Annotated in this window: 24 protein-coding genes and 1 pseudogene; 6 read left to right on the top strand and 19 right to left on the bottom strand. The window is 71.4% G+C overall.

Annotated elements, in window-relative coordinates; translation table 11 throughout:
* Positions 1-27: 27 nt before the first annotated feature.
* Positions 28-1422: an ethanolamine ammonia-lyase subunit EutB gene (locus QF035_RS28660; RefSeq protein WP_307523435.1), complete on the bottom strand. Its 1395-nt coding sequence runs from the start codon at positions 1420-1422 to the stop codon at positions 28-30.
* 251 nt (positions 1423-1673) lie between these two features.
* Between QF035_RS28660 and QF035_RS28655 the strand changes: the two genes are divergently transcribed.
* Entirely contained in the window at positions 1674-3185 is a 1512-nt protein-coding gene (locus tag QF035_RS28655; protein WP_307523434.1) for an APC family permease, read from the top strand.
* Positions 3186-3250: 65 nt separating this feature from the next.
* Here the strand turns inward: QF035_RS28655 and QF035_RS28650 are convergent, their stop codons facing one another.
* Positions 3251-4009, bottom strand: a complete 759-nt coding sequence (locus QF035_RS28650) for an alpha/beta fold hydrolase (protein ID WP_307523433.1) — start codon at positions 4007-4009, stop codon at positions 3251-3253.
* Between the two features lie 4 nt (positions 4010-4013).
* Positions 4014-4382, bottom strand: coding sequence for a DUF1330 domain-containing protein (locus QF035_RS28645; protein ID WP_307523432.1), 369 nt, complete (start codon positions 4380-4382; stop codon positions 4014-4016).
* A gap of 84 nt (positions 4383-4466) precedes the next feature.
* On the opposite strand from QF035_RS28645, the gene QF035_RS28640 reads away from it, so the two are divergent.
* Positions 4467-5069, top strand: a complete 603-nt coding sequence (locus QF035_RS28640) for a TetR/AcrR family transcriptional regulator (protein WP_307523431.1) — start codon at positions 4467-4469, stop codon at positions 5067-5069.
* Between the two features lie 79 nt (positions 5070-5148).
* On the opposite strand, the gene QF035_RS28635 is transcribed toward QF035_RS28640, so the two are convergent.
* Positions 5149-5646, bottom strand: coding sequence for a GbsR/MarR family transcriptional regulator (locus QF035_RS28635; protein ID WP_307523430.1), 498 nt, complete (start codon positions 5644-5646; stop codon positions 5149-5151).
* 113 nt (positions 5647-5759) lie between these two features.
* Here QF035_RS28635 and QF035_RS28630 point away from each other — a divergent pair, with 113 nt between their 5' ends.
* Positions 5760-6668 (top strand): ABC transporter ATP-binding protein, encoded by a 909-nt coding sequence (locus QF035_RS28630; protein WP_307523429.1) that lies wholly within the window; start codon positions 5760-5762, stop codon positions 6666-6668.
* On the top strand, positions 6665-8293 hold the full coding sequence (locus QF035_RS28625) for an ABC transporter permease (RefSeq protein WP_307523428.1): 1629 nt from the start codon (positions 6665-6667) through the stop codon (positions 8291-8293). The genes QF035_RS28630 and QF035_RS28625 overlap by 4 nt, the downstream gene beginning before the upstream one ends.
* A gap of 140 nt (positions 8294-8433) precedes the next feature.
* Here the strand turns inward: QF035_RS28625 and QF035_RS28620 are convergent, their stop codons facing one another.
* The 7 genes from QF035_RS28620 to QF035_RS28590 form a co-directional block, all read right to left on the bottom strand.
* Positions 8434-9654: a cytochrome P450 gene (locus tag QF035_RS28620; protein ID WP_307523427.1), complete on the bottom strand. Its 1221-nt coding sequence runs from the start codon at positions 9652-9654 to the stop codon at positions 8434-8436.
* 142 nt (positions 9655-9796) lie between these two features.
* A complete protein-coding gene (locus tag QF035_RS28615) occupies positions 9797-10462 on the bottom strand; it encodes a response regulator (RefSeq protein ID WP_307523426.1) in 666 nt (221 codons plus the stop codon).
* On the bottom strand, positions 10459-11805 hold the full coding sequence (locus QF035_RS28610) for a sensor histidine kinase (protein WP_307523425.1): 1347 nt from the start codon (positions 11803-11805) through the stop codon (positions 10459-10461). The genes QF035_RS28615 and QF035_RS28610 overlap by 4 nt, the downstream gene beginning before the upstream one ends.
* 131 nt (positions 11806-11936) lie before the next feature.
* Entirely contained in the window at positions 11937-12611 is a 675-nt protein-coding gene (locus tag QF035_RS28605) for a response regulator (RefSeq protein WP_307523424.1), read from the bottom strand.
* On the bottom strand, positions 12608-13894 hold the full coding sequence (locus tag QF035_RS28600) for a sensor histidine kinase (protein WP_307531486.1): 1287 nt from the start codon (positions 13892-13894) through the stop codon (positions 12608-12610). Before QF035_RS28600 ends, QF035_RS28605 begins: the two co-directional genes overlap by 4 nt.
* Positions 13895-14156: 262 nt before the next feature.
* Complete coding sequence (locus tag QF035_RS28595) at positions 14157-15356, bottom strand: acyltransferase family protein (protein WP_307523423.1); 1200 nt, start codon at positions 15354-15356, stop codon at positions 14157-14159.
* Positions 15349-16260, bottom strand: coding sequence for an alpha/beta hydrolase (locus tag QF035_RS28590; RefSeq protein WP_373466983.1), 912 nt, complete (start codon positions 16258-16260; stop codon positions 15349-15351). Before QF035_RS28590 ends, QF035_RS28595 begins: the two co-directional genes overlap by 8 nt.
* Here QF035_RS28590 and QF035_RS28585 point away from each other — a divergent pair.
* Complete coding sequence (locus tag QF035_RS28585; RefSeq protein WP_307532052.1) at positions 16204-16518, top strand: hypothetical protein; 315 nt, start codon at positions 16204-16206, stop codon at positions 16516-16518. The genes QF035_RS28590 and QF035_RS28585 overlap by 57 nt on opposite strands.
* Before the next feature lie 453 nt (positions 16519-16971).
* Here the strand turns inward: QF035_RS28585 and QF035_RS28580 are convergent, their stop codons facing one another.
* Positions 16972-17838 (bottom strand): alpha/beta hydrolase, encoded by an 867-nt coding sequence (locus QF035_RS28580; protein ID WP_307523422.1) that lies wholly within the window; start codon positions 17836-17838, stop codon positions 16972-16974.
* Between the two features lie 316 nt (positions 17839-18154).
* On the opposite strand from QF035_RS28580, the gene QF035_RS28575 reads away from it, so the two are divergent.
* Complete coding sequence (locus QF035_RS28575) at positions 18155-18763, top strand: TetR/AcrR family transcriptional regulator (protein ID WP_307523421.1); 609 nt, start codon at positions 18155-18157, stop codon at positions 18761-18763.
* A gap of 293 nt (positions 18764-19056) precedes the next feature.
* On the opposite strand, the gene kynU is transcribed toward QF035_RS28575, so the two are convergent.
* The 7 genes and pseudogenes from kynU to QF035_RS28540 form a co-directional block, all read right to left on the bottom strand.
* On the bottom strand, positions 19057-20262 hold the full coding sequence (kynU, locus tag QF035_RS28570) for a kynureninase (RefSeq protein ID WP_307523420.1): 1206 nt from the start codon (positions 20260-20262) through the stop codon (positions 19057-19059).
* Entirely contained in the window at positions 20255-21118 is an 864-nt protein-coding gene (locus tag QF035_RS28565) for a tryptophan 2,3-dioxygenase family protein (protein ID WP_307523419.1), read from the bottom strand. Before QF035_RS28565 ends, kynU begins: the two co-directional genes overlap by 8 nt.
* Before the next feature lie 154 nt (positions 21119-21272).
* Positions 21273-21686 (bottom strand): DUF3151 domain-containing protein, encoded by a 414-nt coding sequence (locus QF035_RS28560; RefSeq protein WP_307523418.1) that lies wholly within the window; start codon positions 21684-21686, stop codon positions 21273-21275.
* A 96-nt stretch (positions 21687-21782) separates the two neighbouring features.
* Positions 21783-23271: pseudogene (locus QF035_RS28555) on the bottom strand (MFS transporter); the annotation flags it as partial.
* 76 nt (positions 23272-23347) lie between these two features.
* On the bottom strand, positions 23348-24370 hold the full coding sequence (fbaA, locus tag QF035_RS28550) for a class II fructose-bisphosphate aldolase (protein WP_307523417.1): 1023 nt from the start codon (positions 24368-24370) through the stop codon (positions 23348-23350).
* Between the two features lie 195 nt (positions 24371-24565).
* Entirely contained in the window at positions 24566-25114 is a 549-nt protein-coding gene (gene pyrE, locus QF035_RS28545) for an orotate phosphoribosyltransferase (RefSeq protein WP_307523416.1), read from the bottom strand.
* A 52-nt stretch (positions 25115-25166) separates the two neighbouring features.
* Positions 25167-25961, bottom strand: a complete 795-nt coding sequence (locus QF035_RS28540) for an aldose epimerase family protein (protein WP_307523415.1) — start codon at positions 25959-25961, stop codon at positions 25167-25169.
* Between the last annotated feature and the right edge of the window lie 235 nt (positions 25962-26196).

Here is a 26196-nt window from a genome sequence, read left to right as displayed (position 1 = left end):
CCAGCGTCGCCAGTTGACGGTCGTCCGTCATGCTGCCAGCTCCTTGCCGAGGGCCATCAGTGGGTGGGCGGTGCCGGCGACGGGCCGTATTCCGCCTTGTTCGTCCAGGAGGCCGATGCCGTCCAGCCACGCCTCGAACTCCGGTGCCGGGCGCAGCCCCAGGACCTCGCGCAGGTACAACACGTCGTGGAAGGAGGCGGATTGGTAGTTGAGCATGATGTCGTCGCCGCCGGGCGTGCAGATGACGAAGGACGCCCCGGCCACGCCCAGCATGGTGAGCATGGTGGCGATGTCGTCGTCGTCCGCGTCGGCGTGGTTCGTGTAGCAGATGTCCAGGCCCATGGGCAGGCCGAGCAGCTTGCCGCAGAAGTGGTCTTCGAGGGCGGCGCGGAGGATCTGGCGGCCGTCGTAGAGGTATTCCGGGCCTATGAAGCCCACCACCGTGTTGACCAGCAGCGGCTCGTAGCGGCGGGCCACCGCGTACGCGCGCGCCTCGACCGTCTGCTGGTCCACCCCGTGGTGCGCGTCGGCCGAGAGCGCGCTGCCCTGGCCGGTCTCGAAGTACAGGGCGTTGGACCCGACCGTGCCGCGGCCCAGGGCACGCGCCGCCTCGTACGCCTCGTCGAGGAGGCCGAGGGTGACGCCGAAGGAGGCGTTCGCGGTCTGCGTACCGGCGATGGACTGGAAGACGAGGTCGACCGGTGCCCCGGCGGCCATGAGGTCGATGCTCGTCGTGACGTGGCTGAGCACGCAGGACTGGGTGGGGATCGCGTACCGCTGGATCACGCCGTCGAGGAGTTCCAGCAGGTCCCGTACGGCCTTGGGGCTGTCGGTCGCCGGGTTGATGCCGATGACCGCGTCGCCGGAGCCGAGGAGGAGTCCGTCGAGGAGCGCCGCGGCGACGCCCGCCGGGTCGTCGGTGGGGTGGTTGGGCTGGAGGCGGGTCGCGAGCCGGCCGGGCAGGCCGATCGTCGAGCGGAACGCCGTGACGACCTGGACCTTGCGGGCGACCGCGACCAGGTCCGCGTTGCCCATGAGCTTGGAGACTGCCGCCGTCATTTCGGGCGTCAGGCCGGGGGCCAGCGCTGCCAGGGCCGTCGCGTCCGCCGCGTCCGAGAGCAGCCACTCCCGGAACTCCCCGACCGTGAGACCGGCGACCGGCGCGAAGGCCACCGCGTCATGGGTGTCCACGATGAGCCGGGTGACGTCGTCGTCCTCGTACGGGATCACCGGCTCGGCGAGGAACCGTGCGAGCGGCACGTCCGCCAGCGCCCAGCGGGCGGCGACCCGCGCCTGCGCCGACTCGGCGGCGAGCCCGGCGAGGCGGTCGCCGGAGCGTTCGGGGCTCGCGGCGGCGAGCAGCCGGGCGAGGCCGTCGAAGCGGTGGGTACGGCCGCCGAGGGTGGAGGTGTACGTGCTCATGCCGGGGACGGTACGAAGCGTGGGCCCGCGGGGTCCATGGCCGGGCGGAGAGTTAACGCAGACGTTCGCTGCTGGGGCGATCCACAGGCGTTCTAAAGGTCTGGTTGACAAACATTTAACGCCCGGACCGGCGACACGACTCATTTTCCGTGCAGCATTCCGGTCGACCGAGGACAAGCGCGAAGGCAAGCGCGAACACGAGCACGAAGACGAGCGGGCGACCGCGGACGACCATGGAGAGGGGCCACCCGATGGCAGTACAGGAGGGCGCCGCCCCCGAGGCGGCGACCGGCGAGGACACCACCGTCCACCGGCTCAAGCCGAACGCGATCGGCCTGCTGGGCGTGGTCTTCATGGCCGTCGCCACAGCCGCGCCGATCACCGCGATGACGGGCAACGTGCCCTTCATGGTCTCCTCCGGAAACGGCATCGGAGCCCCCGCGAGCTATCTCGTCGCAATGGTCGTCCTGGCGATCTTTGCGGTCGGCTTCACCTCGATGGCGAAGCACATCACGTCCACGGGCGCCTTCTACGGCTTCATCTCGTTCGGCCTCGGCCGGACCGTCGGCCTGGCCTCGGGGCTCCTCGCGACCTTCGCGTACGTGGTCTTCGAGCCGGCCCTGATCGGTATCTTCTCGACCTTCGCCACCACCACCCTCCACGACCAGACGGGGGTTGACGTCCCGTGGTGGGCGTTCGCGATCCTGATGCTCGCGATCAACGCCATGGGCACGTGGTTCGGGGTGTCGGTCGCCGAGAAGCTGCTCGTGGTGCTGCTGGCCACCGAGGTGACGATCCTCGCGGCGATGGCGATCTCCGTCGCCCTGCACGGCGGCGGCCCGAACGGGTTCACGTTCGGGCCGGTCAACCCCGTCAACGCCTTCCAAGGGACCTCGGCCGGTCTCGGACTCTTCTTCGCCTTCTGGTCGTGGGTCGGCTTCGAGTCGACGGCCATGTACGGCGAGGAGTCCCGCGACCCGAAGAAGATCATCCCCAAGGCCACGATGATCTCGGTGCTCGGCGTCGGCGTCTTCTACGTCTTCGTGTCCTGGATGGCCATCACGGGCAACGGCGAGGCGGCGGCCGTCGAGGCGGCCTCGTCCTCCAACCCGCTCGCCCTCTTCTTCAACCCCACCGAGCAGTACGTCGGCCACTGGGCCGTCATCGTCATGCAGTGGCTGATGATCACCGGCTCGCTGGCCTGCGGCATGGCCTTCCACAACTGCGCCGCCCGCTATCTCTACGCCCTCGGCCGCGAGGGGGTGCTGCCGTCACTGCAGCGCACGATCGGGCGCACCCACCCCGAGCACGGCTCCCCGCACGTCGCGGGCCTCGTCCAGACGATTGTCAGCGCGGTACTGCTCGGCGCGTTCTGGGCGGCGGGCAAGGACCCGTACACCGGTACGTACGTCCTGCTCGCCATCCTCGGCACGATGGCCATCCTGGTGGTGCAGGCGGTGTGTTCGTTCGCGGTGCTGGCGTACTTCCGCAAGAACCACCCCGAGTCCCGGCACTGGTTCAGGACCTTCACCGCCCCGCTCGTCGGCGGCCTCGCGATGCTCGCGGTGGTGGTCCTGCTGGTGTCCAACATGGGCGTCGCGGCCGGCCCCGAGTCCGGCTCGATCGTCCTGAAAGCCACCCCGTGGATCGTCGTGCTGATCGGCACGGGCGGCCTGGCGTACGCGCAGTACTTGAAGCGTCGGCGACCGGAGGGGTACGCGCTGCTGGGCAGGACGGTCCTGGAGGAGACGAAGGAGCGGTAGGAGTTCCCTCCACGGCCCGGCGGCCGGTGGTCATTGCCGCCGGGCCATCACCATCGCCATCACCATCAGCACTGCGCCCAGAACGTGGTCAGGGCGCGGGCTCCACGCGCGGGATCCTGGGTCATCCACCAGTGGCCGAGCCCGTCCAGGGTCTCGACGCGGGCGCCTGCGCGACGGCTCGCGCGCCGACGTTGCGGGTCGGTGCCGACCGCGTGGTCCTCGGTGGCGAGGAGCGACAAGCCGGGCCGCCGCGACGCCTGCTCCAGGTGGCGGCCGAGCTCGGCCATCACCGGCTGCGCGGCGGAGCGGTAGAGCGCGAGCGCGGCCCGGCCCATCGTCTCGTCCTGCTCCGCCGCGAGCCGCTCGGCCACCGACCTGCTCATACCGCGCTCGACGAGCAACCGGGTACGCGTACCGACGGTTGCGCCGAACCGCTCGGCGACATCGGCTTCCCCGTCTCCAGGGGTCTGCCAGCGCCGGGCAAGCTCATGCCAGACGTAGTCGCGGTCGAACACCCCGACGACATCGCTCGCCCAGCTGCGCAGCAGGTCCGGCCGGTTCATGGCGACGTTCAGGACGTGTGCGCCGCCCCAGTCGTGACCGACCAGGTCGACGGGTTCCCCGAAGTCCTCCAGCGCTCCGATCAGCCAGTCACGGTATTCGCCGACCGTCGCACCGAAGCCGGCGGGCAGGGGCGCGCCGAATCCGGGTGGCGAGAGGCAGATCAGTCCGGCACGTGGTGAACCGGCGCGGTCGAGCTCGGTGAGCAACGGGCTCCATACCGCCGCCGTTTCGGGATTGCCGTGTACGAATACGGCCGGCACCGTGTCACGCCCCGATCGGTGAGGTCGGCTGCAGCACCGCCTCCACGAGCGCCTCACTGCGCAGGTGGGCGATCGCGCGGTACTCGGGATCGCGAGCCATGTCCACGAACGCCTGCCGGTTCGGGTAACGCACCAGCACGACCATGTCCCATGCCTGCCCGTCCCCGGCGACCAGCGCGCGCCCACCGTCGCCCACGTACTCCACCTGCAGCCCGTACCGCGCGTGGATCGCCTCACCGAGCGCGTCGCGGTAGCGCCGGTAGCTGTCACGGCCACCGTCCGGACGGAAACGCAGCAGGTTCAGCATCACCACGGGACCACCCGGGTCCTCGGCGAGCAGCACATCCAGGTCGCTGTCATCGAACTCGTTCATTCCACACTCCAGGTGAGCCGGTTCGGAGACGCCAGACTCACATACTTGTCGGCCAACACGCAAGTTTCTTGGTAAGATGCCCGCATGGTCACCACTCGCCGTACCCAGCAGGAGCGCCGGGCCCAGGCCGAAGCCGCACTGCTCGACGCCGCCGCCGAACTGGTCGTCCAGCACGGGGTGCGGTCACTGACGCTGGCGCGGGTCGGCGAACAAGCGGGGTACAGCCGCGGGATCGTCACCCACCACTTCGGGTCCAAGCAGGCTCTGCTCGAGCGACTGGCCCGCGCGACGCAAGCCGGCTTCGTGCCCGGGCTCGCGGACCTCCCACCCGGACTGGACCGGCTCCTGCGACTCATCGACGGCTACATCGGCGCCCTCGGGGACGTCGGAATGATGAACCGGGCCTTCCTGCTGCTGTGGGCGGAAGCGGCCACCGCGTCCGAACTGGCCCCGATCTTCCGCGAGCGCGACGAGGCGTTCCGCTCCGACCTGCGCTCCGACGTCGCCGCCGGAATCACCGACGGGGACGTGCGTCCGGACGTCGAGCCGGGCGACGTGGCCATCGCGGTCGTCGGACAGCTGCGCGGGATCGGACTGCAGCGCCTCCTCGATCCCCACACCGTCGACACCGCACGGCTGCGCCACACCGTCACCGACTACTGGCGCCGGGCACTGCGCGTCCCCTAGGGAGCGCATGGACTCCATCAGGGAACGCACGGAGTCGATCGCCGCGTCGGGGCGACCCCGCAAGGCCCCCTTCGGGGCCTCATCCGTCCCCGAACTCCCGCTCCTTGTGGACGCGCCAACGCTCCATCATCTCGGCGATCTCCCCCTCGATGAACTGGAAGAAGGCGCGGGTCTCGGCGAGCCGCCGCCCCGCGGGCGTCTCGATGCCCAGGCTGTCGACCCCCTCGTCGAGGGCGGACTGCCAGCGCTTGAGCACCGCGTCGCGGCTGGTCAGCGCCTCGTACCACTGGTCACTGTGCACCCGGTACCGCTCGCGCCGGGAGCCGGGTTCCCGCTCGCGCGAGACCATGTGCTGCTGCGAGAGATAGCGCACCGCCCCGGAGACGGCGGCGGGGCTGACCTGGAGCTGTGCACCGATCTCGGCGGAGCTCAGCGCCCCGGAGTCCGAGGCGAGCAGGGCGCCGAACACCCGGGCCGGCATCCGCTGCATCCCGGCCTCGACCAGCTGCGCGGCGAAGCTCTCGACGAACTTCGAGACCGCCTCCGGGTCCCGCCCCACCTCACTCGGTTCCGACATCCCTGGTTCCTCTCCCCTTGCTCCCCTGTTCAGCGCGCCATGGTCGAGTCTATCCGTGATTTATACGCTTCCTTAACTTCACAAATTTCTGAAAGAAGCGTACGTTCTGAACCATGACGAAGGCAATCACCGTCTCCGGACTGCACAAGTCGTTCGGCAGCACGCACGCCCTGGACGGTCTCGACCTCGACGTCGAGACCGGCGAGGTCCACGGCTTCCTCGGCCCGAACGGCGCCGGGAAGTCCACCACCATCCGCGTCCTGCTGGGCCTCCTGCGCGCCGACTCCGGCGCCGCCCAGCTGCTGGGCGGGAACCCGTGGACCGACGCGGTCGAACTGCACCGCCGGATCGCGTACGTCCCCGGCGACGTGACCCTCTGGCGCAACCTCTCCGGCGGCGAGGTCATCGACCTGTACGGGCGACTGCGCGGCGGACTCGACAAGGCACGCCGGGCCGACCTGATCGAGCGGTTCGAACTCGACCCGACCAAGAAGGGGCGCACGTACTCCAAGGGCAACCGGCAGAAGGTCGCCCTCGTCGCCGCCTTCGCCTCGGACGTGGACCTGCTGATCCTGGACGAGCCGACGTCGGGCCTCGACCCCCTCATGGAGGAGGTCTTCCAGTCCTGCGTCGAGGAGGAACGCGACCGGGGCCGCACCATCCTCCTCTCCTCGCACATCCTCAGCGAGGTGGAGGAACTGTGCGACCGCGTCAGCATCATCCGCAAGGGCCGGACCGTGGAGAGCGGCTCGCTCACCCAGCTGCGCCATCTGACCCGCACGAGCGTCACCGCCGAGCTCGCGGGCCCGCCCAACGGGTTGGCGGCCCTGCCCGGCGTCCATGACCTCGACGTCCAGGGCAGCAGGGTCAAACTCCAGGTGGAGAGCGACAAGCTGAACGCCGTACTGCGTTCCCTCACCGAGTCGGGCGTACGGTCCCTGACCTCGACTCCGCCGACCCTGGAGGAGCTGTTCCTGCGGCACTACCAGGAGGACGTGCGGGCGGAGGCGGTGTCGCGATGACCGCCGTGGCTTCGGGCACTTCGGGGACAAGGTTCGGCGTGCGAGCGGGCGGTTCCCGTCAACTGGCCGGTACCTGGACCCTGTTGAGGCTCGCACTGCGCCGCGACCGGGTGATGATCCCGCTGTGGGTCGCGGTGATCGGGCTGATGGTGGTCTCCATGCCCGGCTCGCTGGAGAGCGTCTACTCGACGGCCGCCGAACGCGCCGACGTGGCCCGCCAGATGCTGACCAACAGCTCCCTGCGCGCCATGTACGGGCCCGTGTTCGGCGACTCTGTCGGCGGCCTCACGGCGTGGCGCATCGGAACGTACGCGGGCGTGTTCGCCGGGATCATGAGCCTGCTCGTCGTCGTGCGGCACACCCGGGACGAGGAGGAGAGCGGCCGCCAGGAGATGGTCTCGGCGGGCATGGTGGGCCGCCGCGCCCCGCTGACCTCGGCACTTCTCGCCGCCCTCGTCGCGAACGCGGCCCTCGCGCTGATCATCACGGGCGGCCTCGCGGGACAGGGCTCCTCGGGCGCGCTGGCGCTCGGGCTGGGCACGGCCGGGGTCGGCATGGTCTTCGCGACGATGGCGGCGATCGTCGCCCAGCTCACGGAGAGCGCCCGGCTCGCGAAGGGGCTGACGGGCGGCCTGCTGGGCGCGGCGTTCGTGCTGAGGGCGGCGGGCGACTCGTCGGTGAGCGACGGCTCGTCGGTACTGACCTGGCTGTCCCCCGTCGGCTGGCTGGAGAACCTGCGCTCCTTCGCCGGCGAGCGGTGGTGGGTGCTGCTCCTCTTCGTCGCCGCCGTGGCACTCCAGGGCCTGATCGCGTACGACCTGGCCGGCCGCCGTGACGTCGGCATGAGCTTCCTGCCGACCCGGCCGGGCCCTGCCACCGGCCGCCTCGGTACGGCCTGGGCGCTGGCCTGGCGGCTGCAGCGCGGCAGCGTCCTCGGCTGGAGCCTCGGCTTCCTCGCCGCCGGGGTCGCCTTCGGCGGGATCACCACGGGCGCCACGGATCTGGTCGGCGACAACGAACGCACCCGCGAGATCATCGAGCGTATGGGCGGCCAGTCCGGGATCACGGACGCGTTCCTCGCCACGATGGTCGGCATGCTCGGGATGGTCGCCGCGCTGTACGTCGTCCAGTCCGTGCTGCGACTGCACGCCGAGGAGACCTCCCAGCGTGCGGAGCCCGTCCTCGCCAACGCCGTGGGCCGCCTGCGCTGGGCCTCCGGCCACCTGCTGATCGCCTTCGGCGGGGCGACCCTGATCATGCTGGTCGGCGGCCTCGGTCTCGCCCTCGGTTACGGCCAGGACCTCCCCGCCATCCTGGGCGCCTGCCTGGTCCAGCTCCCCGCGATCTGGACCATCGGCGGCCTGGCCGTCCTCCTCCACGGGGTGTCTCCGACGGTGGCGCCGGGTGCGTGGGGCGCCGCCGGCGCGGTCCTCCTCCTGGGCTGGATCGGCCCGGCCCTGGACCTCCCGAACGCCCTCCTGGACCTCTCCCCCTTCGGCCACCTCCCGAAGCTCCCGGGCGGGGACATGACCTGGACACCGGTGCTGGTACTTACGGGGATCGCGGTGGCGCTGGTGGGGGTGGGGCTGGTTGCGCTGAGGCGCCGGGATCTGACGACGGGCTGACGGGGGCTCGCCCCTCAGGGGCGCGGGGAACTGCGCAGTGTTCTAGGGGCGCGGGGAACTGCGCAGTCTTTCAGGGGCGCGGGGAACTGCGCGACCAGCCCCCACCAACCCGCACGTACCCACCGGACCTACCGCCCCCGTCACACCTCGACAAGCAGCCCCTCCAACCCCCGAATCACAAAGTTCGGCTTCCGCTCGGGCTCGGCAGCGAGCCTGAGCGAAGGAGCCTGATCCAACAACGCCCCCATCGAGGCGGCCAGCTCGATCCGGGCAAGCGGCGCCCCGATGCAGTAATGGATCCCCGCGCTGAACGAGATGTGCGGATTCTCCGGCCGAGCCAGATCCAGCGCATCCGGCTCGGCGAACACCGCCGGGTCATGGTTGGCGGAGCCGAACAGCAACGCCACCTCGCTCCCCCGGGGGATCACCGTCCCGTCCACCTCGATCTCGTCGAGCACCCACCGCTCGAACAGCTGCAACGGTGTGTCGTACCGCATCAGCTCCTCCACCGCCGTGCCCACCAGCCCCCGGTCCGCCCGCAGCGCCGCCAGCTGATCGGGGTTCCGGAACAGCGCCCACCACCCGTTCACCGTGGCGTTCACCGTCGCCTCGTGGCCCGCGTTCAGCAGGAGCACGCACGTCGAGATCATCTCCTGCTCACTGAGCCGGTCCCCCTCGTCGTACGCCGCGATCAGCCCCGAGACCAGGTCGTCCCCCGGCTCCTTGCGCCGGACCGCGATCAGCTCCCGCAGGAACTCGGTGAACTCGACCGACGCCCGCACCGCCTTCTCCGCCGTCTCCTCCGACGGGCTCAGCTCGTACATCCCGCAGATGTCCGCCGACCAGGGCCGCAACTGCGCCCGCTCGGACTCCGGGATCCCCAGCATCTCCGCGATGACCGCCACCGGGAGGGGTTCGGCGACGACCTTCAGCAGGTCGCCTCCGCCGGCCGCGACCAGCTCGCCGACCAGCTCGGACGCCAGCCCGTCCACGTACGGCCGCAGCCGCTCGACCGTCCGCGGGGTGAACGCCTTCGACACCAGCCGCCGGATCCGCGTGTGGTCCGGAGGCTCCAGGTCGAGCATCCCGTGGTCGTTCAGCACGTGGAACGGCTCGTGCTCGGCCGGCGGTGCCGTACGCCCGAAGTCCTCGTGGGTGAACCGGTGCTGGTACGTCCGGCCCAGGCGCCGGTCCCTGAGCAGCGTCGACACGTCCGCGTGGTGCGGGACCAGCCACTGGTTGGTGGGCTCGTAGTAGTGGACCCGGCCCTGGGCACGGAGGTCCGCGTACGCGGGGTACGGGTTGGCCAGGAAGGCCTGGTCCCAGGGGTCGAACGCGGGCGGGGTTTTCGTAGCTGCCATGAGCGGACGCTAACCGGAGGTGTCCCTGTCTGAACAGGGCCGTCCCTCTTCCTGAGGTTGTCCACGGGCCGGTGGGGACGTGCGGGTGCGCCGTGGCTGAGCGCGCAGTTCCCCGCGCCCCTAAAAGATTAGGGCGCTTCCGTCAGCCCGGGGTTACCAGTCGCGCCTCGTAGGCGAACACCGCCGCCTGGGTGCGGTCCCGCAGGCCCAGTTTGACCAGGATGCGGCTCACGTGGGTCTTGATGGTGGACTCGGCCACTACGAGGCGGGTGGCTATCTCGGCGTTGGACAGGCCCTGGGCTATGAGGACCAGGACCTCCGTCTCGCGCTCGGTCAGGTCCCCGTAGGCCGCCTGGGCGGTGGGCGAAAGGCGGGGCTCCTCGGCCAGCTTCGAGAACTCCGTGATCAGCCGCTTCGTCACCGAGGGCGCCAGCAGTGCCTCGCCGGCCGCGACCACGCGCACCCCGTCCGCGAGCTGCCGGGCGGAGGCGTCCTTCAGGAGGAAGCCGGACGCTCCGGCACGCAGCGCCTGGTACACGTACTCGTCGAGGTCGAACGTCGTCAGGACGAGCACCTTCGACGCGCTGTTCGCCGCCACGATCTCGCGGGTCGCCTCTATGCCGTTCATCTCGGGCATCCGGATGTCCATCAGGACGACGTCCGGCCCCAGCTCCCGGACCCGGTCCACGGCCTCGCGGCCGTTGACCGCCTCGCCGACGACCTCGATGTCCGGCATCGCGCCGAGCAGCACCGAGAAGCCCTCGCGGACCATCATCTGGTCGTCGGCGATCAGTACGCGGATGGTCATGCGGAGTCCTCCGTCGCTGCCGTCGCCGGGACGGGGAGGAAGACCGTGACCTCGTAGCCCCCGTCGTCCGTCGCCGCCGCCGTCATCTCCCCGTCCAGCATCGACACCCTCTCCCTCATGCCCGTGATGCCGTGCCCGGCGCCCGGGGAAGGCTTGACCAGGCCCGTCGCCGGACCGTTCACGATGCGCAGTCCGAGTCCGCCGAGCACATAGCCGATCTCCACCTTGGCCGCGGCGCCCGGCGCGTGCCGCAGGCTGTTGCTCAGCGCCTCCTGGACTATTCGGTACGCGGACAACTCGACGCCCTGCGGGAGCTCGCGCACCGCGCCGGTGACCGTCTTGTCCACGGCGAGTCCCGCGCCCCGCACGTTCTCCAGGAGTCGGTCCAGGTCCGCGAGGGTGGGCTGCGGGGCGTCCGGGGCCTCGTAGTCCTCGGCCCGTACGACACCGAGGACCCGGCGCAGCTCGGAGAGAGCTATGACCGCGTTCTCCCTGATCACCGCGAAGGCGTACTCCAGCTCCGGCGGTGGGTTCTCCACGCGGTAGGGGGCGGCCTCCGCCTGGATGGCGACCACCGACATGTGATGGGCGACCACGTCGTGCAGCTCGCGGGCGATCGTCGTGCGCTCTTCGAGAAGGGTCCGCTTGGAACGCTCGTGCGCCGTCACCGTCTCCTGGGCGGTCACCTTCTGCGCGGCGTCGTGCCGCACATGCCACACCGTGACGACCAGCAGGGCCAGCGCGCTCACGAACAGGAAGGGCATGGTGTTCGTGTAGTAGTGGCTGCCTCCGAAGAAGACCTCCGCGAACAGGCCGTACGCCGCGGTCAGCGCCCACATCCAGGCTGCCGTGCGGGGTCTGGTCCGCAGCGCCACGACCGTGAGCACGATCAACTGGGTCGCGAAGGCGCCGGGCAGCCAGGGCCAGTCGCTCCCCCAGTCGTTGCCGAACAGGGCCGTGACCGGTGTCACCGCGAGGGAGACCCAGAAGGCGCCGACCGGCCTGAGCAGGGTCAGCAGGATCGTGCCCAGTGCGAGGAGGCCGGTCAGGAGCTGCGGGAGATCACCGCCGCCGTTGCCCGCGAGGGAGATGAGCAGCGCCACCCCACCGGCCAGCGCCACCAGGGCATGCGGGGTCCGGGTGGCCTGCTCGCGAAGGCGCGGCGGCAGCCGCCGGGTGAGAGGGCCGTCCACGCGCATCTTCGGAAGCGGGCGGAAGGCGAAGGCGTCGTGGAAGAGGTCCTGTCGCAGCCCCCGCGAGGCGTCCATCGCCAGCTGGAACTCGGGGCTGCGCGGCCGGCCACCGCTTGGCGGTGTCGTCTGCGTCTGGGTCGTCTCGGTCACATACAGAACCGTAGGCGGAGGTGGGGGTAGCGGTCGTCACCAGTGAGGTGGGTCATTCATCCTCCCTCTCAGGTACTACGGGTACGACCGGATGTCCCTCGGGGCAGTGCCGCCCGTGGCCGCCGGGGCGCTCAGTAGCCGGTGGGGCGCACCAACCCGCACTCGTACGCGAACACCGCCGCCTGGGTGCGGTCCCGCAGGCCCAGCTTCACGAGAATGCGGCCCACGTGGGTCTTGACGGTCTGCTCGGCGACAAAGAGCCGCTCGGCGATCTCCGCGTTCGACAGGCCCTGCGCGATGAGGGCGAGCACCTCCGTCTCGCGCTCGGTCAGCTCACCGACGCGCTGCTTGAGGGGGGTGCGGGGCGTGGAGTCCAGCCGGGAGAACTCCGCGATGAGGCGGCGGGTGATGCCGGGCGCGAGCAGCGCGTCACCGGCGGCCACCACCCGGATCGCCTCGGCGAGCTGGTCGGCGGACGCGTCCTTCAGCAGAAAGCCGGAGGCACCCGCGCGCAGCGCCTCGTACACGTACTCGTCGAGGTCGAAGGTGGTCAGCACCAGGACCCTGATCTGCGGAGTCTTGTCGGTGATGCGGCGGGTGGCCTCGATGCCGCCGAGCTCGGGCATGCGGATGTCCATCAGGACGACGTCCGGGGCGAGTTCGGCGACCTTGGAGATGGCGTCCAGGCCGTCGACCGCCTGGCCGACCACGTCGATGTCGGGCTGGGTGTTGAGCAGCACCGTGAAGCCCTGCCTGACCATCTGCTGGTCGTCGGCGATGAGTACGCGGATGCTGCCGCTCGTCATGAAGTGTCTCCTGTGGGGTCCGGTGGGCCCTTGGGGCCGGTCGAGTTGTCGGGACGGGGAGTGCGGGAGGTGGTGGTGCCCGAACGCGGCAGGAACGCGGCCACCGTGAACCCGCCGCAGGCCGTCTCCATGGCCATGAGGGTCCCACCGAGCATCATCGCCCGCTCCCGCATCCCGAGCAGACCGTGTCCGGCGCCCGGTGACGGCGGTGCGGGCCGACTGGGCGAGGAGTTGACGACGCGGATCTGCAGGCCGCGCGGGAAGTGTGTGAGCTCCACCCGCACCACCGAACCGGGCGCGTGCCGCAGCGCGTTGCTCAACGCCTCCTGGACGATCCGGTACGCGGACAGCTCCACGCCGGGCGGCAACGGGAGCTGCTCGCCGGTGATCTCCGTGGTCACCGCCAGCCCCGCGGCGCGGGTGTTCTCGACGAGGGCGTCGAGGCGGTCGAGGGTGGGCTGGGGAGAGTCGGGCGCGGCACCGGTGCCGGCGCCGAGACCGTACGCGTCGTCGGGATTCTCCGAGCGCAGCACGCCGAGGACCCTGCGCAGTTCGGTGAGCGCCTCCAGAGCGTTCTGCCTGATGCCGTCGAGGTTCTCCTTGAGCTCGACGGAGGGGTTGTCCACCAGGTGCGGGGCCACTTGGGCCTGGATGGAGATGACCGACATGTGGTGGGCGACCACGTCGTGCAGCTCGCGGGCGATGCGGTTGCGCTCCTCCAGCAGGGTGCGGCGGGAACGCTCCTCCGCCGTCAGGTACTCCTGCTCGACCAACTGGGTGCGTGCCTCGCGGCTGCCGCGCAGGGCGGTGCCGAGGAGGACGGCGACGGCGAACACGGAGACGGCCAGCACGCCCGTCCCCGAGTACGGTCCGCCGCCGAGGACGCCCTGGACGAAGGCGGTGACCAGCCCAGTCACCGCCAGCACCGCGAGGGCCACGCGGGCGGGCATCCGCAGGGCGAGCAGGAAGAGGATGAGGGCGTGCGCGGCGATCGTGGGCCCGATCCACGGCCAGTTGGGGCCCGGGGGCACCATCTCCGTCATGTTCGACCGCGCGGCCACGGCGGCGATGAACGTCGCGGACAGCGACAGCCACCAGGCCGGAAAGGGCCGCCACAGGGCGAGTACGAGCGCCACACCCTGCGCCACCCCGGCCAGCAGACCGAACTCGACGCCCAGCCGGTAGCCGGTGCTCAACTCGTCGATGCTGCCGATCGCGACGAGAACAGCGATCAGGCAGATCACGACATGGGGCAGCCGGCGCAGCCAACGGGGCCGGGACATCGGCGGCAGGGGCGCGCTGCCCGACGAGAGGCCCGCGAGAAGGGCGGACAGGGAGCGGCGGACGCGAGGCACCTGGGCGGGACCGGCAGGACCGGTGAGGCCGACCGGGTAGGGGCCGGTGGGGCCGGTAGCGCTGATGGGGTGCTCGGAGCGGGCGGGCAGAGGCACGGCGGGGAGGATCTCCGGTGGTGGGGGCGGGGGCGGGGCCGAGGTGGTGTCGTCCTCTGTCCGGGCGTCCCTGGCGTCGTCCACGCCGTCAACCCTAGGCACGCCGGACCTCGTTCGCTTCCACGGATACGCGGTGGGTGCGGACGACGCGCGATGGACGACGCATACGACGGCCCCGGCCGCGGTGCCCCTGCTCGTAGGAACGAAAGGCCGCCCAGCACACGGCCAGGGCGAGGGCGAAGACCGGGAGCCAGGCAAGTCGGAAGGCCACCCACGCGAGGTCGTCCGGGGTGGTGTGCAGGCCGGGGAGCCGGCCCACGAGGAGGCCCGTCGCGGTGACCGACATCAATGCCGTCTGGTGCCACAGGAAGATCGTCATCGCGGAGAGGTTGACGAAGGCCACCCAGGCCCAGAGCACCGGCCGGCGCATCGCCAGGCGCAGGCGCTCGCGCAGAAGCAGCGCCAGACCGCACTGGGCCAGGCCGAAGGTGACCACGGCCAGGGTCGGCGGGTTGAGGTTGGAGACCGAGGCTCCGGGGACGCCGACCATCGACGCCGGATAGCCGCCCCACGCCACGAGCCCCGCGGTCACCGCCGCGCCGCCCGCGAGCAGCACCCAGCCCGAACGCCGCGTCAGCTCGCCCCGCGTCCAGGCCGCGCCCAGCGTGTACGGCACCAGCCAGCCCGCCGCCACATTGACCCAGCCCAGCCAGGCCGGACCGCCGAACCCGAAGCGGATGAGGTCCACATGGAGAACGACGGCCAGCGGCCACAACGGGTTCACCCGCGTCACCAGTGGGGTCACCGCCGTCAGCGCGGCGAAGACCAGCAGGAACCAGAGAGGGGACAGGACCAGCTTCAGCAGCGCGTGGACCGTCTTCATGTCCGCGCCCGTCACGAGCAGGCCGACCGTGGCCACGGTCCACAGCCCTAGGACGGCCGCCACCGGCTTGAAGAGCCGGGACAGGCGCGTACCGAGCCAGCGTCCGTACGTCGTCCCGCGCGACCGCGCCGACGCGTAGCTCTTCGTCGCCACGTGCCCGCCCACCAGGAAGAACACGGCGAGCGTCTGGAAGACCCACGAGATGGGCGCCAGCCAGGGCATGTGCGCCAGCGGGCTCGACGTGCGCAGCCTGCCGCCGTCCGCGACCAGGGCCGTGACGAGCCAGTGGCCGAGCACGACACCGAGTATCGCGAAGGCGCGCAGGGCGTCGACGGAACGGTCCCGGTCGGCCGGTGTCGCCGCGTCGATCCGCTCGGCGCCGAGGCGCAGTCGGCGTATCACCTCATCCATGGGTCATCTCCGATGTCTCGCCGAGCACGATCCGGGCGATGTTGGCCAAGGACACCGAACCCGGCTTGAGGTAGTCGCTGTGGCCGCCGTCGCCCGCCGCGAAGACGCGGGCGCCGAAGGACGGGGACACGGGGTCGGTGCCGAAGCCGACCGTCGTGCCGAAGAGGTCGGCCCTGGTGTGCGGGACGTCCGCGATCCAGTCGTCGCCTCCTCGGCCGGCCCAGACGCGGGCCTTCGTGTGCAGGCCGGCGGCCGAGTCCACGCCCGTGCCGGGGCTGCCTATAAGCACCAGGTCCGAGATGTCGAGGCCACTCGCCGCGCGGGCGCCCACGACCGTCCCGTACGAGTGGCACAGCAGGGTGAGCCCGGCATGCCCGTTCACCCGCCTCAACTCACCTATGAACTCCAGGAGTTCGGGTGCCGCCTCCTTGGCCAGGCCCGTGGTGAGGACGTCGGCGCTGATCGTGCCGGGCGTCTCGTAGCCGAGCCAGGCGATCACCGCGGCGCGTGGGCCGAGCCGCTGGTGCAGGGCGACGGCTCCTGCGCGGAAGCGGTCGTATGTGTCCAGGCTCGTGTCGGAGCCGGGTACGAGGACCGCCACGTGGTCGGCCTTCGCCAGGTCGCCGAAGACCTCGGAGGCTCGGCCGGAGCCTCGGGCGTCGAAGGTGAGGAAGTGGCGCGACGGGTCCGCCATGGAGCGGACGGCGGCCGCTCGGCTGCGGTCGCCGTGGGCCGCGGCCATGCGCGAGGCCTTGACGGCGTTCGCCCGGTTCGCCGCGTAGGCGCTGTCCAGCGTGGTGGGGGTCACCGGGCCGGTGTGGGCCGGGGCGGGGGCCGGTATCTCCGGGTGGGTGGCCGCGGCGGAGATCGGGGCGACGAGGGCGCCCGTGATCAGGGCGGCCAGCAGGCCGCGGCGGGCGCGGGGCCATCGGGGGCGTTTGCCCGGATGGCGTGGCTGGCGTGGCTGGCCCGGCTGGTCTGGCTGAACCGGCTGGTCTGCCTCGCCCGGCGGGTCTGCCCGACCTGGCCGGCCTGCCGGAACCGGCGGGTCTGCCTGACCTGGCTGGCCTGGCTGGTCTGCCTCGCCCGGTCGGCCCGACTGGTCTGCCTCGCCCGGCCGGCCTGCCGGAACCGGCAGGTCTGCCTGGCCTGGCTGGCCTGACTGGCCTGACTGAACCGGCCGGCCCGTACGGCTCGGCCGGGCCGACCGGCCCGGTCGCGCCGCAGCCCTCCCCCGTAGCCCCATCCGTGTGCCCCCGTCTCGGTTCGCCCGTCCGTCGGGCTCAACTGAGAAGGAAGTTACGGATCTGGGCTTGTGGTCGGCGTCCCGCCAGGGAGCTCACCTGCGGGGTAGCTCTCAGGTATTACGGGTATCACCGGGGCGCCTCTGCTCCGCATGGGCAGCGGCTCCGCTCCGGCGCGGGCGCCACCCAGGCACGGGCTCCGTTCCGGCTCCGGCACGGGTGCGGCTCCGTTCCGGTACCGGCACGGGTGCGGCTCCGTTCCGGTACCGGCACCGCACCCGTCGATTCACTGACTCTCGCTGACGCGGCCGCGGGAGCTTCGGGGCTGAGCGCGCAGTTCCCCGTGCCCCTGAAGGGGCAGGGCCGCGCCCCTACCAGGCCAGTTGGGCGATCTCCTCCGCCACCACCGCGCACGCGTCCGCCGCCGGGTCGATCAGGGGGAAGTGGCCCACGTCCTCCAGGAGCGTCAGGCCGACCACCTCGCCGGCCTTGGCCGCCGCGTCCGCGTATGCCTCGGCGACCGCCTGCGGTACGACGACGTCCTCGCGGCCCTGGACCAGGGTCGTGGCGATGCCCGTCGGGAGGAGCAGGGCCGGATCGGCGTACGGCTGGCGTTCGCCGAACTTCGCCTCTCCGCCGAGGAGTTGGCGGGACGCGCCGGAGCAGACGTCCAGTTTCTCCGCGACCGTGAAGTCGGCGATCGGGGCGAGTGCGACGACGCCTCGGAGTGGGGCGGGGCGGTCCGTGCGCCAGGGCGCGTCGGCCGGCAGCAGGTGACGGGCGGCGGCCCAGAGAGCCAGCTGGCCGCCCGCCGAGTGCCCGGTGACCACCATGCGGCGCGGGTCGGCCTGCGGCAGGGCCTCGCGCAGGAGTCCCGGCATCGCGTCGAGCGCCGCCGCCACGTCGTCGAACGTGTCCGGCCAGCGTCCCGCGACGGGCCCGTCGCCGCCCTGCGCCGGGATGGTGCCGCCGCGCCGGTACTCGACGTTGGCCACGGCGAAGCCCCGCCTGGCCAGGAAGTCCGCGAACGGCGTGATGTGCCGGCGGTCGTACGGTGCCCGCCAGGCGCCGCCGTGCAGGACCACGACGAGCGGGGCGCGTTCCTCGCCGCCGCGCGGCGCGTAGAAGTCGACGACCTGGTCGGGGTGGTCCCCGTACGCGGTGGTGGTGTCGGGGTCGACGGGCGGATGCGAGAAGGCCGACTCCTCCTCCGCGGCGTCGCGGGCGTCGTCCGGCATGCTCCAACCTCTCAGCGGTGCGGTGTGTGTTCACCTGCGCGGCCCGCCTGTCAACACGCTCCGGCGGGCGGACCGTTGGCGGGACGGTATCAGGCCGGTGACGTGCCTCAACACGCGGCCGTGACCCTCGGTGAGGGGCAAATGGTTCTGTTGTTTCGTTACGCTGGTGGTGGGCCTCGTGCCTCCACGAAACGCCACGGCCGTGGCCGCCGTGCGTCCGTGAATCGGCCGTGGCCGCCCGTCCATGAAGCCGCCATACGTCCATGAAGCCGCCATACGTCCATGAAGCCGCCGTACGTCCTTGAAGGAGCCCGTCATGTCCGCTGAGCCCGGCACCGTTCGTCCCGGGGGGCGTACCGCGCGGGTGCGGGCCGCCGTGCTGCGGGCCGCCGGGGACGTGCTCGCCGAGCAGGGGTTCGCGCATCTCGATCTGGCGGATGTCGCGCGGCGGGCCGAGGTGGGGAAGACCACGGTGTACCGGCGGTGGGGAAACGTGACGGGGCTTGTCGCGGATCTGCTGGCCGAGATGGCAGAGGAGTCGTTGCCTCGTACGGAGACGGGGGGTGTGCTCGGTGATCTTCGGGCCAATGCGCGGCTTGTTCGGGGGACGTTGGCCGATCCTCGGCAGGGGGCGTTGTTTCGGGCGGTGATTGCTGCGGCTACGGGGGACGGGCGTACGGCGGAGGCGTTGCGGCGGTTTTATGAGGTGCGGGTTGCTGAGTGGGCGCCTTGTGTCGAGCAGGGGGTTGCTCGGGGGGAGTTGCCGTTGGGCACGGACGCGTCCGAGGTCGTACGGGCTGTCTCGGCGCCCCTCTACTACACGTTGCTCACGACGGGGGTGGCGCCCGGTGTGGCCGCGGCCGATCGGGCGGCGGAGGCCGCGGTTGCCGCCGCGCGGGCCGGGGTGTTCGTTGTGGGGGCGTGAACCCGTGCCGGGGGCGACCTCGGTTTTCTTCGCCCCCGCCGCCCCTACCCGTCCCGTCCCCTGGGGGCTCCGCCCCCAGGCCCCCGCATCGCGCTGACGCGCTCGTCCTCAAGCGCCGGACGGGCTGGGTGAGTGGGTGGGTTGACCGTGGGTGGGTGGGGAAATCGGCCTGCGGCCTCGTCCTCAAACGCCGGACGGGCTAAAAGATCAAGCGCCGGACCGGCCTACGGCCCAACCCCCGACCGGCCGAAAACCCAGCGCCGGACCAACCGGAAGCCCGAGCCCCGAGCCCGCTAGAACATCTCCCCCAAAACCCGCGCCGCCCTCTCCACATCCCCGAACCCCACGTACAGCGGGGTGAAACCGAAGCGGAGGACGTCCGGTTCGCGGAAGTCGCCTATGACGCCCCTGTCGATCAGGCGGCGCATGACGTTGCCCGCGTCGGCGCAGCGGAGGGCCACCTGGCTGCCGCGTTCCGTGTGGGCGGCGGGAGTCACCGACTCCACCGCGCCCCCGGGGACGTAGGCCTGGACGCATTCCAGGAAGAAGTCCGTCAGGGCGAGGGACTTGGTGCGGACCGCGGCGATCGATACGTCGTCCCAGACCTCCAGTGCCGCCTCCAGGGCGAGCATGGAGAGGATGTCGGGGGTGCCGACGCGGCCGCGGAGGGCGCCAGGGGCCGGGGTGTAGTCCGGGGTCATGCCGAAGGGGTCGGCGTGGGAGTTCCAGCCCGGGAGGGGGGAGTCGAAGCGCGGTTGGTGGGCCTCGCGGACGTAGAGGTACGCGGGTGAACCCGGGCCGCCGTTCAGGTACTTGTACGTGCAGCCGACCGCCAGGTCCACGCCGTGTTCGTCGAGGCCCACCGGCAGGGCGCCCGCGCTGTGGCACAGGTCCCAGACCGAAATGGCGCCCGCCGCGTGGATCGCCGCCGTGAGGGTCGGCAGGTCGTGCAGGCGGCCCGTGCGGTAGTCGACGTGGTTCAGCAGGACCGCCGCCGTGCGCTCGCTCAAGGCGTCCGGCACCTCGTCCGGGGTCACCGGACGCAGCGTGCAGCCCGTGAGGCGGGCGGCCGAGGCGGCGATGTAGCCGTCCGTGGGGAACGTCGTCGCGTCCACCAGGACCTCGTCCCGGCCGCTCCGCCCCTCCGGACCGCCGTCCGCCAGCCGTACCGCGCCCACAACCGCCTTGAAGACGTTGACACTTGTGGAGTCGCCGACGACGATCTGGCCGGGCGCCGCGCCGACCAGCGGAGCGATCCGGTCGCCGATCCGTTCCGGTGCGGTCCACCAGCCGCTCTCGTCCCAGGACCGGATCCGCAGCGAACCCCACTGGCGGCGTACGACGTCCTCGACCCGTCCGGGGACCGAGCGCGGCAGCGCGCCCAGGGAGTTCCCGTCCAGGTACACCGCGTCGTCGAGGACGAACTGGGCGCGCAGACCGGCCAGTTCGTCCGTCGCGTCCAGTTTCTCGGCCTTCGGCCGCATCTCGGGCTCAGACATGGGACCGCGCCGTCCACAGCTCGGGGAACACGTTCTTCCGGGCCCGCTTCTCCAGCCAGGCCACCCCGGCGGAGCCGCCCGTGCCGGTCTTCGACCCCATGGCGCGCCGCGTGGCCACCAGGTGGTCGTTGCGCCAGCGCCACACGAGCTCGGCGACATCGGTCAACGCCTCGCCCAGCCGGGCGAGTTCGGCGTCCTCGTCGCCCGAGTACAGGTCGGCCCAGACGGTCTCGACCTCGGGCGACGGGTCGTAGCGGAGGGACACGTCACGGTCGACGACCGAGGACGGAATCGCGTGGCCGCGCCGCGCCAGCAGCCTCAACACCTCGTCGTACAGGCTCGGTTCGTGCAGGGCCTTCTCCAGCTCGGCGTGCACGCGGGGCGCGCCCCGGTGCGGCACGAGCATGGACGAGGACTTCTCGCCGAGCAGGAACTCCATACGGCGGTACATGGCCGACTGGAAGCCGGAACCCTCGCCGAGGGCACTGCGATACGAGTTGAACTGGGCCGGAGTGAGCTGGCCGAGGGGCTTCCAGGAGGCGTTCAGCGCCTCCAGCTCCCGTACCGACCGCTTCAGGGCCGCCACCGCGACCGGCACCCGGTCCTCGCGCAGTGCCTTCGCCGCGGTCTCCCACTCGTGGACGATGACGGTGAACCACAGCTCCATGACCTGGGTGGTCACCAGGAAGACCATCTCTCCGGGATCGTCGGAGAGGGTGTGCTGGAGGTGGGTGAGGACGTCCGCCTGGACGTAGTCCTCGTACGGGGTCGTGCCCTGGCTGCTCCAATTTAGTTTTGGGGCGAGATGCGGGGTCTCGGGCTCCGAAGCCTCTTGGGGCTGAGCCTGGTGGGACATCGCTGTCTCCTGTTGTGTACTCCGGGTAGCGGTCCGCCCCTGCCGAATTCGACACGGTGGCCCCGGTCCCCACGGGCATCCTCCACAATCGTGCCCCGAATCCGCAAGGTCCGCCTGGTCACACCAGGCGGACCTGCACAAACAACAGTCCGGCTCAGCCGAGGGTCTGGGCCGCCGCCGGAGAGGAGTCCTTCAGGAACTGCGAGCAGCGCTCGTACTCCTCCTGCTCGCCGATCGCCTGCGCGGCGCGGGCGAGGCCGTGCAGGGCGCGCAGGAAGCCACGGTTCGGCTCGTGCTCCCAGGGCACCGGGCCGTGGCCCTTCCAGCCGTTGCGCCGCAGGGAGTCCAGACCGCGGTGGTAGCCGGTACGGGCGTACGCGTACGACTCGACGACGCTGCCGCGCTCGTACGCCTCGTCGGCCAGCTGGGCCCAGGCGAGCGAGGAGGTGGGGTACTTGGCGGCGACATCGGCGGGCGGTGTGCCGTTCGCCAGGAGCTCGCGCGGCTCCGGGTCGTCGGGCAGGTGGGTCGGGGGCGGTCCCCCGAGGAGGTTCTCGTTGATGGCCATGGGTTCCAGTTTGCCTGGCCCCGACGCCCGCGCGCGCACTGCGGGCCCGCTTTACTCCCCCCGCGAACGCGACGCCGCCACTCCGGTCGGCTACTCCAGCCGCCCGCGCGACTGGTTCGGCTCCAGCGGCGGGGCCGTCACACTGCCGTGGGTGAGACATTCCGGGCGCAGACAGCCCGGCGGAGGCTTCCGTACGGTCGCGTAGGCGATCACCGCACCCACGACCAGGATGCCCGCGCACAGGGGCATCGCCCGCCGGAACGCGTCATTGAAGGCGTCCGCCGAGCGGTACGCCTCCTCGCCCATCCCGGCGAGCAGCGGCAGCGCGGCCACGGCGACGAGGCCGGCCGCGCGGGCCGCCGCGTTGTTGATCCCGCTGGCCAGGCCCGCCCGGCCGACGTCCACGGAGGCGAGCACGGTCGCGGTGAGGGGCGCGACCAGTGTCACCATGCCGAGGCCGAGCACCAGGACGGCGGGCAGCACGTCGCCCACGTACGAGGCGTCGGTGCCCACCCGCAGCATCAGCAGCATCCCGGTCGCGCACAGCAGCGGGCCCACGGTGAGCGGGATGCGGGGGCCGATGCGCTGGGCGAGTTCGCCGGAGCGGGCCGACAGGAACAGCATCAGGACCGTCGTCGGCAGCAGGGCCGTGCCGGCGCCGAGGGCCGAGTATCCGGCCACGACCTGGAGCTGGACCGCGGAGAGGAAGAAGAACCCGCTGAAGGCCGCGTACACGCACAGGGTGACGACGTTGACCGCCGTGAACTGGCGGGACGCGAAGATGTCGAGCGGCATCATCGGGTCGGCCCGCCGCCGCTCCACGGCCACGAAGGCGACGCCCGCCGCGACCCCCGCGGCAGCCGTCACGGCGACGACGGCCGTCGATCCGGCGGACGCCTCGATGAGGGCGTACGTCACCAGGGCCAGCGCCAGCGCGCCGAGGGCCGCGCCGAGCACGTCGAAGCCGCGCCCGTGGACCCGGTCGTCCTTCGACTCCGGTACGTGGCGCAGGGCGATCGGGGCGCAGAGCAGCGCGAGCGGGACGTTGAGGAGGAACACCCAGCGCCAGCCGGGGCCGTCCACCAGCCAGCCGCCCAGGAACGGGCCGACCGCCGCGCCGATGCCGCCGAAGCCCGACCACAGTCCGACGGCCCTCGCCCGGTCGTCCGGGTGGAACGACGCCTGGATCAGCGCGAGCGAACCGGGCGTGAGCAGCGCGCCGCCGATGCCCTGCAGCGCGCGGGCCGCGACGAGGACGCCCGCGCTGGGCGCGAGCCCGCAGAGCAGGGACGCCGCCGCGAACCACACCACGCCCGACGACGAACACCTTCCGGCGCCCGAAACGGTCACCGAGCGCTCCGCCCAGGAGGATCAGACCCGCGAGGGTCAGCATGTACGCGTTGACGGTCCACTGGAGGCCCGCCAGGTCCGAGTCGAGATCGCGGCCGATCGTCGGCAGCGCGACGTTCACCACGGTCGAGTCCAGCATCGCCATGCTCGACCCGAGCACGGTGGTAAGCAGGATCCACTTCCCGGCGGGGGAGGACATTCTGACGGCCGGGGACTCCTGGGGCGGGGCAGCCATACACCGGAGCATACGGACATACGGCGGGGCCCGGCTCTCCGAAAGGAAAACCGGGCCCGAGCCGTACGAAACGGGGTTACTTGATCTTCGTGCCCGTGGAGCGCAGGTTGGCGCAGGCCTCGGTGACGCGGGCGGCCATCGACGCCTCGGCGAGCTTGCCCCAGGTGCGGGGGTCGTACGTCTTCTTGTTGCCGACCTCGCCGTCGACCTTCAGGACGCCGTCGTAGTTGCGGAACATGTGGTCCGCGACCGGGCGGGTGAACGCGTACTGCGTGTCCGTGTCCAGGTTCATCTTCACGACGCCGTTCTCCAGCGCGGTGGCGATCTCGTCGGCCGTGGAGCCGGAGCCGCCGTGGAAGACGAAGTCGAACGGGGACGGCTTGCCGTACTTGGCACCCACGCCCTCGTTCAGCTCCTTGAGGAGCTCGGGGCGCAGCACGACGTTGCCCGGCTTGTAGACGCCGTGCACGTTGCCGAAGGACGCGGCCAGCAGGTAGCGGCCCTTCTCGCCCAGGCCCAGGGCCTCCGCCGTACGAATGGCGTCGTCGACCGTCGTGTAGAGGGAGTCGTTGATCTCGTGCGAGACGCCGTCCTCCTCGCCGCCGGTCGGGGTGATCTCGACCTCAAGGATGATCTTCGCGGCGGCGGCGCGGGCGAGCAGCTCCTGGCCGATGGCCAGGTTGTCGGCCAGCGTCTCCGCCGAGCCGTCCCACATGTGGGACTGGAACAGCGGGTTCTCGCCACGGGCGACGCGCTCCTCGGAGACCGCGATCAGCGGGCGTACGTACCCGTCGAGCTTGTCCTTGGGGCAGTGGTCCGTGTGCAGGGCGACCGTGATGTCGTACTTCTTGGCGACGATGTGCGCGAACTCGGCCAGGGCGACCGAGCCGGTCACCATGTCCTTGTTGTACTGGCCGCCCAGGAACTCCGCACCACCGGTGGAGATCTGGACGATGCCGTCGCTCTCGGCCTCCGCGAAGCCGCGCAGCGCAGCGTGCAGGGTCTGGGACGAGGTCACGTTGATGGCCGGGTAGGCGAACTTGCCTGCCTTCGCCCGGTCGAGCATCTCGTTGTAGACCTCGGGGGTTGCGATCGGCATCTGTCCGCTCCTTGTGTATGTGCGGGTGGCGTTCTGCTGCTTACGGCCCTGACCTAGGGGGTGACGTCATCGTCGGCCCCATCTTTCCAGACTTGCCCGGATGCTCCGGCCCCCGTGCCCAGCCTGTGGACAACTCCCGGCGCGGGCTCGGACCGGGGAGGAGACGGGGGATGGGACCGGGGCCCGGAACCGGGCTCAGTCCAGGCCCAGTTCGTCCTTCGAGTAGGCGAAGAGGTACGGAACGCCCGCGCCCTTCTGGATCTTCTCGCCGGCACCGGTGGCGCGGTCGACGATGGTCGCGACGGCGACGACCTCGGCCCCGGCCTCGCGCACGGCCTCGACGGCGGTGAGCGGGGAGCCGCCGGTGGTGGAGGTGTCCTCGACGACGACCACGCGGCGGCCCGCGATGTCCGGGCCCTCCACGCGCCGCTGCATGCCGTGCGCCTTGGCCGCCTTGCGTACGACGAAGGCGTCCAGGCGGCGGCCTCGCGCGGCGGCCGCGTGCAGCATGGCGCCGGCCACCGGGTCGGCGCCCATGGTGAGGCCGCCGACCGCGTCGAACTCGAGGTCCGCCGTCAGGTCGAGGAGCACCTGGCCGACCAGCGGGGCGGCCTCGCCGTCCAGGGTGACCCGCCGCAGGTCGACGTAGTAGTCCGCCTCCAGGCCCGAGGAGAGGGTCACCTTGCCGTGCACCACGGCCTTGTCCTTGATCTGCTGCAGCAGCTCGCCGCGTACGTCACTCATGCGGGCCAGCTTAGAGGCGCCGCCGGGTCACTCGCCCTGTCCGGTCGTCCGGTCAGAGGCGCCGCCAGGTCCAGGTGGTGGTGGCTTCGAGGGGATCGATGGGGGTGACCAGGCGGGGCAGGGTGTTGAGCCCGTTGGGCGGCCCGGTCTGCGGCTCCACGCAGACGGCGGCCTCCTGCTCGTCGTACACGACGACCCAGTGCTCACGGCTCGCGACGTTCAGCTCCAGCCGGCCCGGCCAGGTGAGGGTGACGTCGACTCCGTCCGGCATCCCGAAGCAGTCGTCCCAGGGGCCGGGCTTCGGGTCGATACGGCGGCCGGTGGGCAGGTGGTCGTCGCCGCGCTCCTCCTGCCAGGCGGCGGCGAAGTCGACCCGCACGTCCTCGGTGCCCCCGCCCAGGTTGCGGTTGAACCAGGGGTGCCAGCCGATCTGCGCCGGGAAGGAGTCGTCGTACGTCTCCACCGACATGGTCAGCGTCAGGGTGTCCGCGGTCAGCGCGACGACCTGCGTGACGCGGCCGGTGTACGGCCAGGGGTCGACGAGGTCGTACGTGATGACGGCCTCGTTCTCGCTCCTGCGGGCCGTGTGCCAGGCGGCGTCCCGGGCGGTGCCGTGGATGGCGTGGGGTGGGGAGTTGAGGGGGAGCTGGTGGGGGGTGGCGCCGTTCAGGAAACGGCCGTCCCTGGTGCGGCCGCACCAGGGGACCATCGGGAAGCAGCCGAACTTCTTGCCCTGGCGGAGCAGTTCGACTCCGTCGACCTTCAGTCCGCCGATTCGTCCGCCGTTGCCGGGCTGGACGGTCACCTCCGCGTCGGCCGCGGTCAGCGTGATGTCTTCGTTACTCACGCAGGAACCCTACGTGGCGCTCCGCGGGGTTGGGGGACTTGGGTCGTGGCTTGGCTGCGGGCGGGTGGGGGCTTGTCGCGCAGTTCCCCGCGCCCCTAAAAGCGGCTGCGCCCCGGCTTTTGTCTTTAGGGGCGCGGGGAACTGCGCGCTCAGCCCACGACAACCCGCGGACGACTTCCCGGGGGTGGGCCCCTTCAGGGGCGCGGGGAACTGCGCGACCAGACCCCACCGGGCC

Origin of the sequence: Streptomyces umbrinus, assembly GCF_030817415.1 — a bacterium.
In the GTDB taxonomy this organism is placed as follows: domain Bacteria; phylum Actinomycetota; class Actinomycetes; order Streptomycetales; family Streptomycetaceae; genus Streptomyces; species Streptomyces umbrinus_A.
Note: the sequence above shows the minus strand (reverse complement) of the source record. Positions and strands in the feature narration are given on the sequence as shown.

What these genes read in the sequence shown, in the direction of transcription:
- QF035_RS28660 (WP_307523435.1), bottom strand. Translation starts at nt 1,422, where the DNA reads ATGAGCACGTACACCTCCACCCTCGGCGGCCGTACCCACCGCTTCGAC.
- QF035_RS28655 (WP_307523434.1), top strand. Translation starts at nt 1,674, where the DNA reads ATGGCAGTACAGGAGGGCGCCGCCCCCGAGGCGGCGACCGGCGAGGAC.
- QF035_RS28645 (WP_307523432.1), bottom strand. Translation starts at nt 4,382, where the DNA reads ATGAACGAGTTCGATGACAGCGACCTGGATGTGCTGCTCGCCGAGGAC.
- QF035_RS28640 (WP_307523431.1), top strand. Translation starts at nt 4,467, where the DNA reads ATGGTCACCACTCGCCGTACCCAGCAGGAGCGCCGGGCCCAGGCCGAA.
- QF035_RS28635 (WP_307523430.1), bottom strand. Translation starts at nt 5,646, where the DNA reads ATGTCGGAACCGAGTGAGGTGGGGCGGGACCCGGAGGCGGTCTCGAAG.
- QF035_RS28630 (WP_307523429.1), top strand. Translation starts at nt 5,760, where the DNA reads ATGACGAAGGCAATCACCGTCTCCGGACTGCACAAGTCGTTCGGCAGC.
- QF035_RS28625 (WP_307523428.1), top strand. Translation starts at nt 6,665, where the DNA reads ATGACCGCCGTGGCTTCGGGCACTTCGGGGACAAGGTTCGGCGTGCGA.
- QF035_RS28620 (WP_307523427.1), bottom strand. Translation starts at nt 9,654, where the DNA reads ATGGCAGCTACGAAAACCCCGCCCGCGTTCGACCCCTGGGACCAGGCC.
- QF035_RS28615 (WP_307523426.1), bottom strand. Translation starts at nt 10,462, where the DNA reads ATGACCATCCGCGTACTGATCGCCGACGACCAGATGATGGTCCGCGAG.
- QF035_RS28605 (WP_307523424.1), bottom strand. Translation starts at nt 12,611, where the DNA reads ATGACGAGCGGCAGCATCCGCGTACTCATCGCCGACGACCAGCAGATG.
- QF035_RS28600 (WP_307531486.1), bottom strand. Translation starts at nt 13,894, where the DNA reads ATGTCCCGGCCCCGTTGGCTGCGCCGGCTGCCCCATGTCGTGATCTGC.
- QF035_RS28595 (WP_307523423.1), bottom strand. Translation starts at nt 15,356, where the DNA reads ATGGATGAGGTGATACGCCGACTGCGCCTCGGCGCCGAGCGGATCGAC.
- QF035_RS28580 (WP_307523422.1), bottom strand. Translation starts at nt 17,838, where the DNA reads ATGCCGGACGACGCCCGCGACGCCGCGGAGGAGGAGTCGGCCTTCTCG.
- QF035_RS28575 (WP_307523421.1), top strand. Translation starts at nt 18,155, where the DNA reads ATGTCCGCTGAGCCCGGCACCGTTCGTCCCGGGGGGCGTACCGCGCGG.
- kynU (WP_307523420.1), bottom strand. Translation starts at nt 20,262, where the DNA reads ATGTCTGAGCCCGAGATGCGGCCGAAGGCCGAGAAACTGGACGCGACG.
- QF035_RS28565 (WP_307523419.1), bottom strand. Translation starts at nt 21,118, where the DNA reads ATGTCCCACCAGGCTCAGCCCCAAGAGGCTTCGGAGCCCGAGACCCCG.
- QF035_RS28560 (WP_307523418.1), bottom strand. Translation starts at nt 21,686, where the DNA reads ATGGCCATCAACGAGAACCTCCTCGGGGGACCGCCCCCGACCCACCTG.
- fbaA (WP_307523417.1), bottom strand. Translation starts at nt 24,370, where the DNA reads ATGCCGATCGCAACCCCCGAGGTCTACAACGAGATGCTCGACCGGGCG.
- pyrE (WP_307523416.1), bottom strand. Translation starts at nt 25,114, where the DNA reads ATGAGTGACGTACGCGGCGAGCTGCTGCAGCAGATCAAGGACAAGGCC.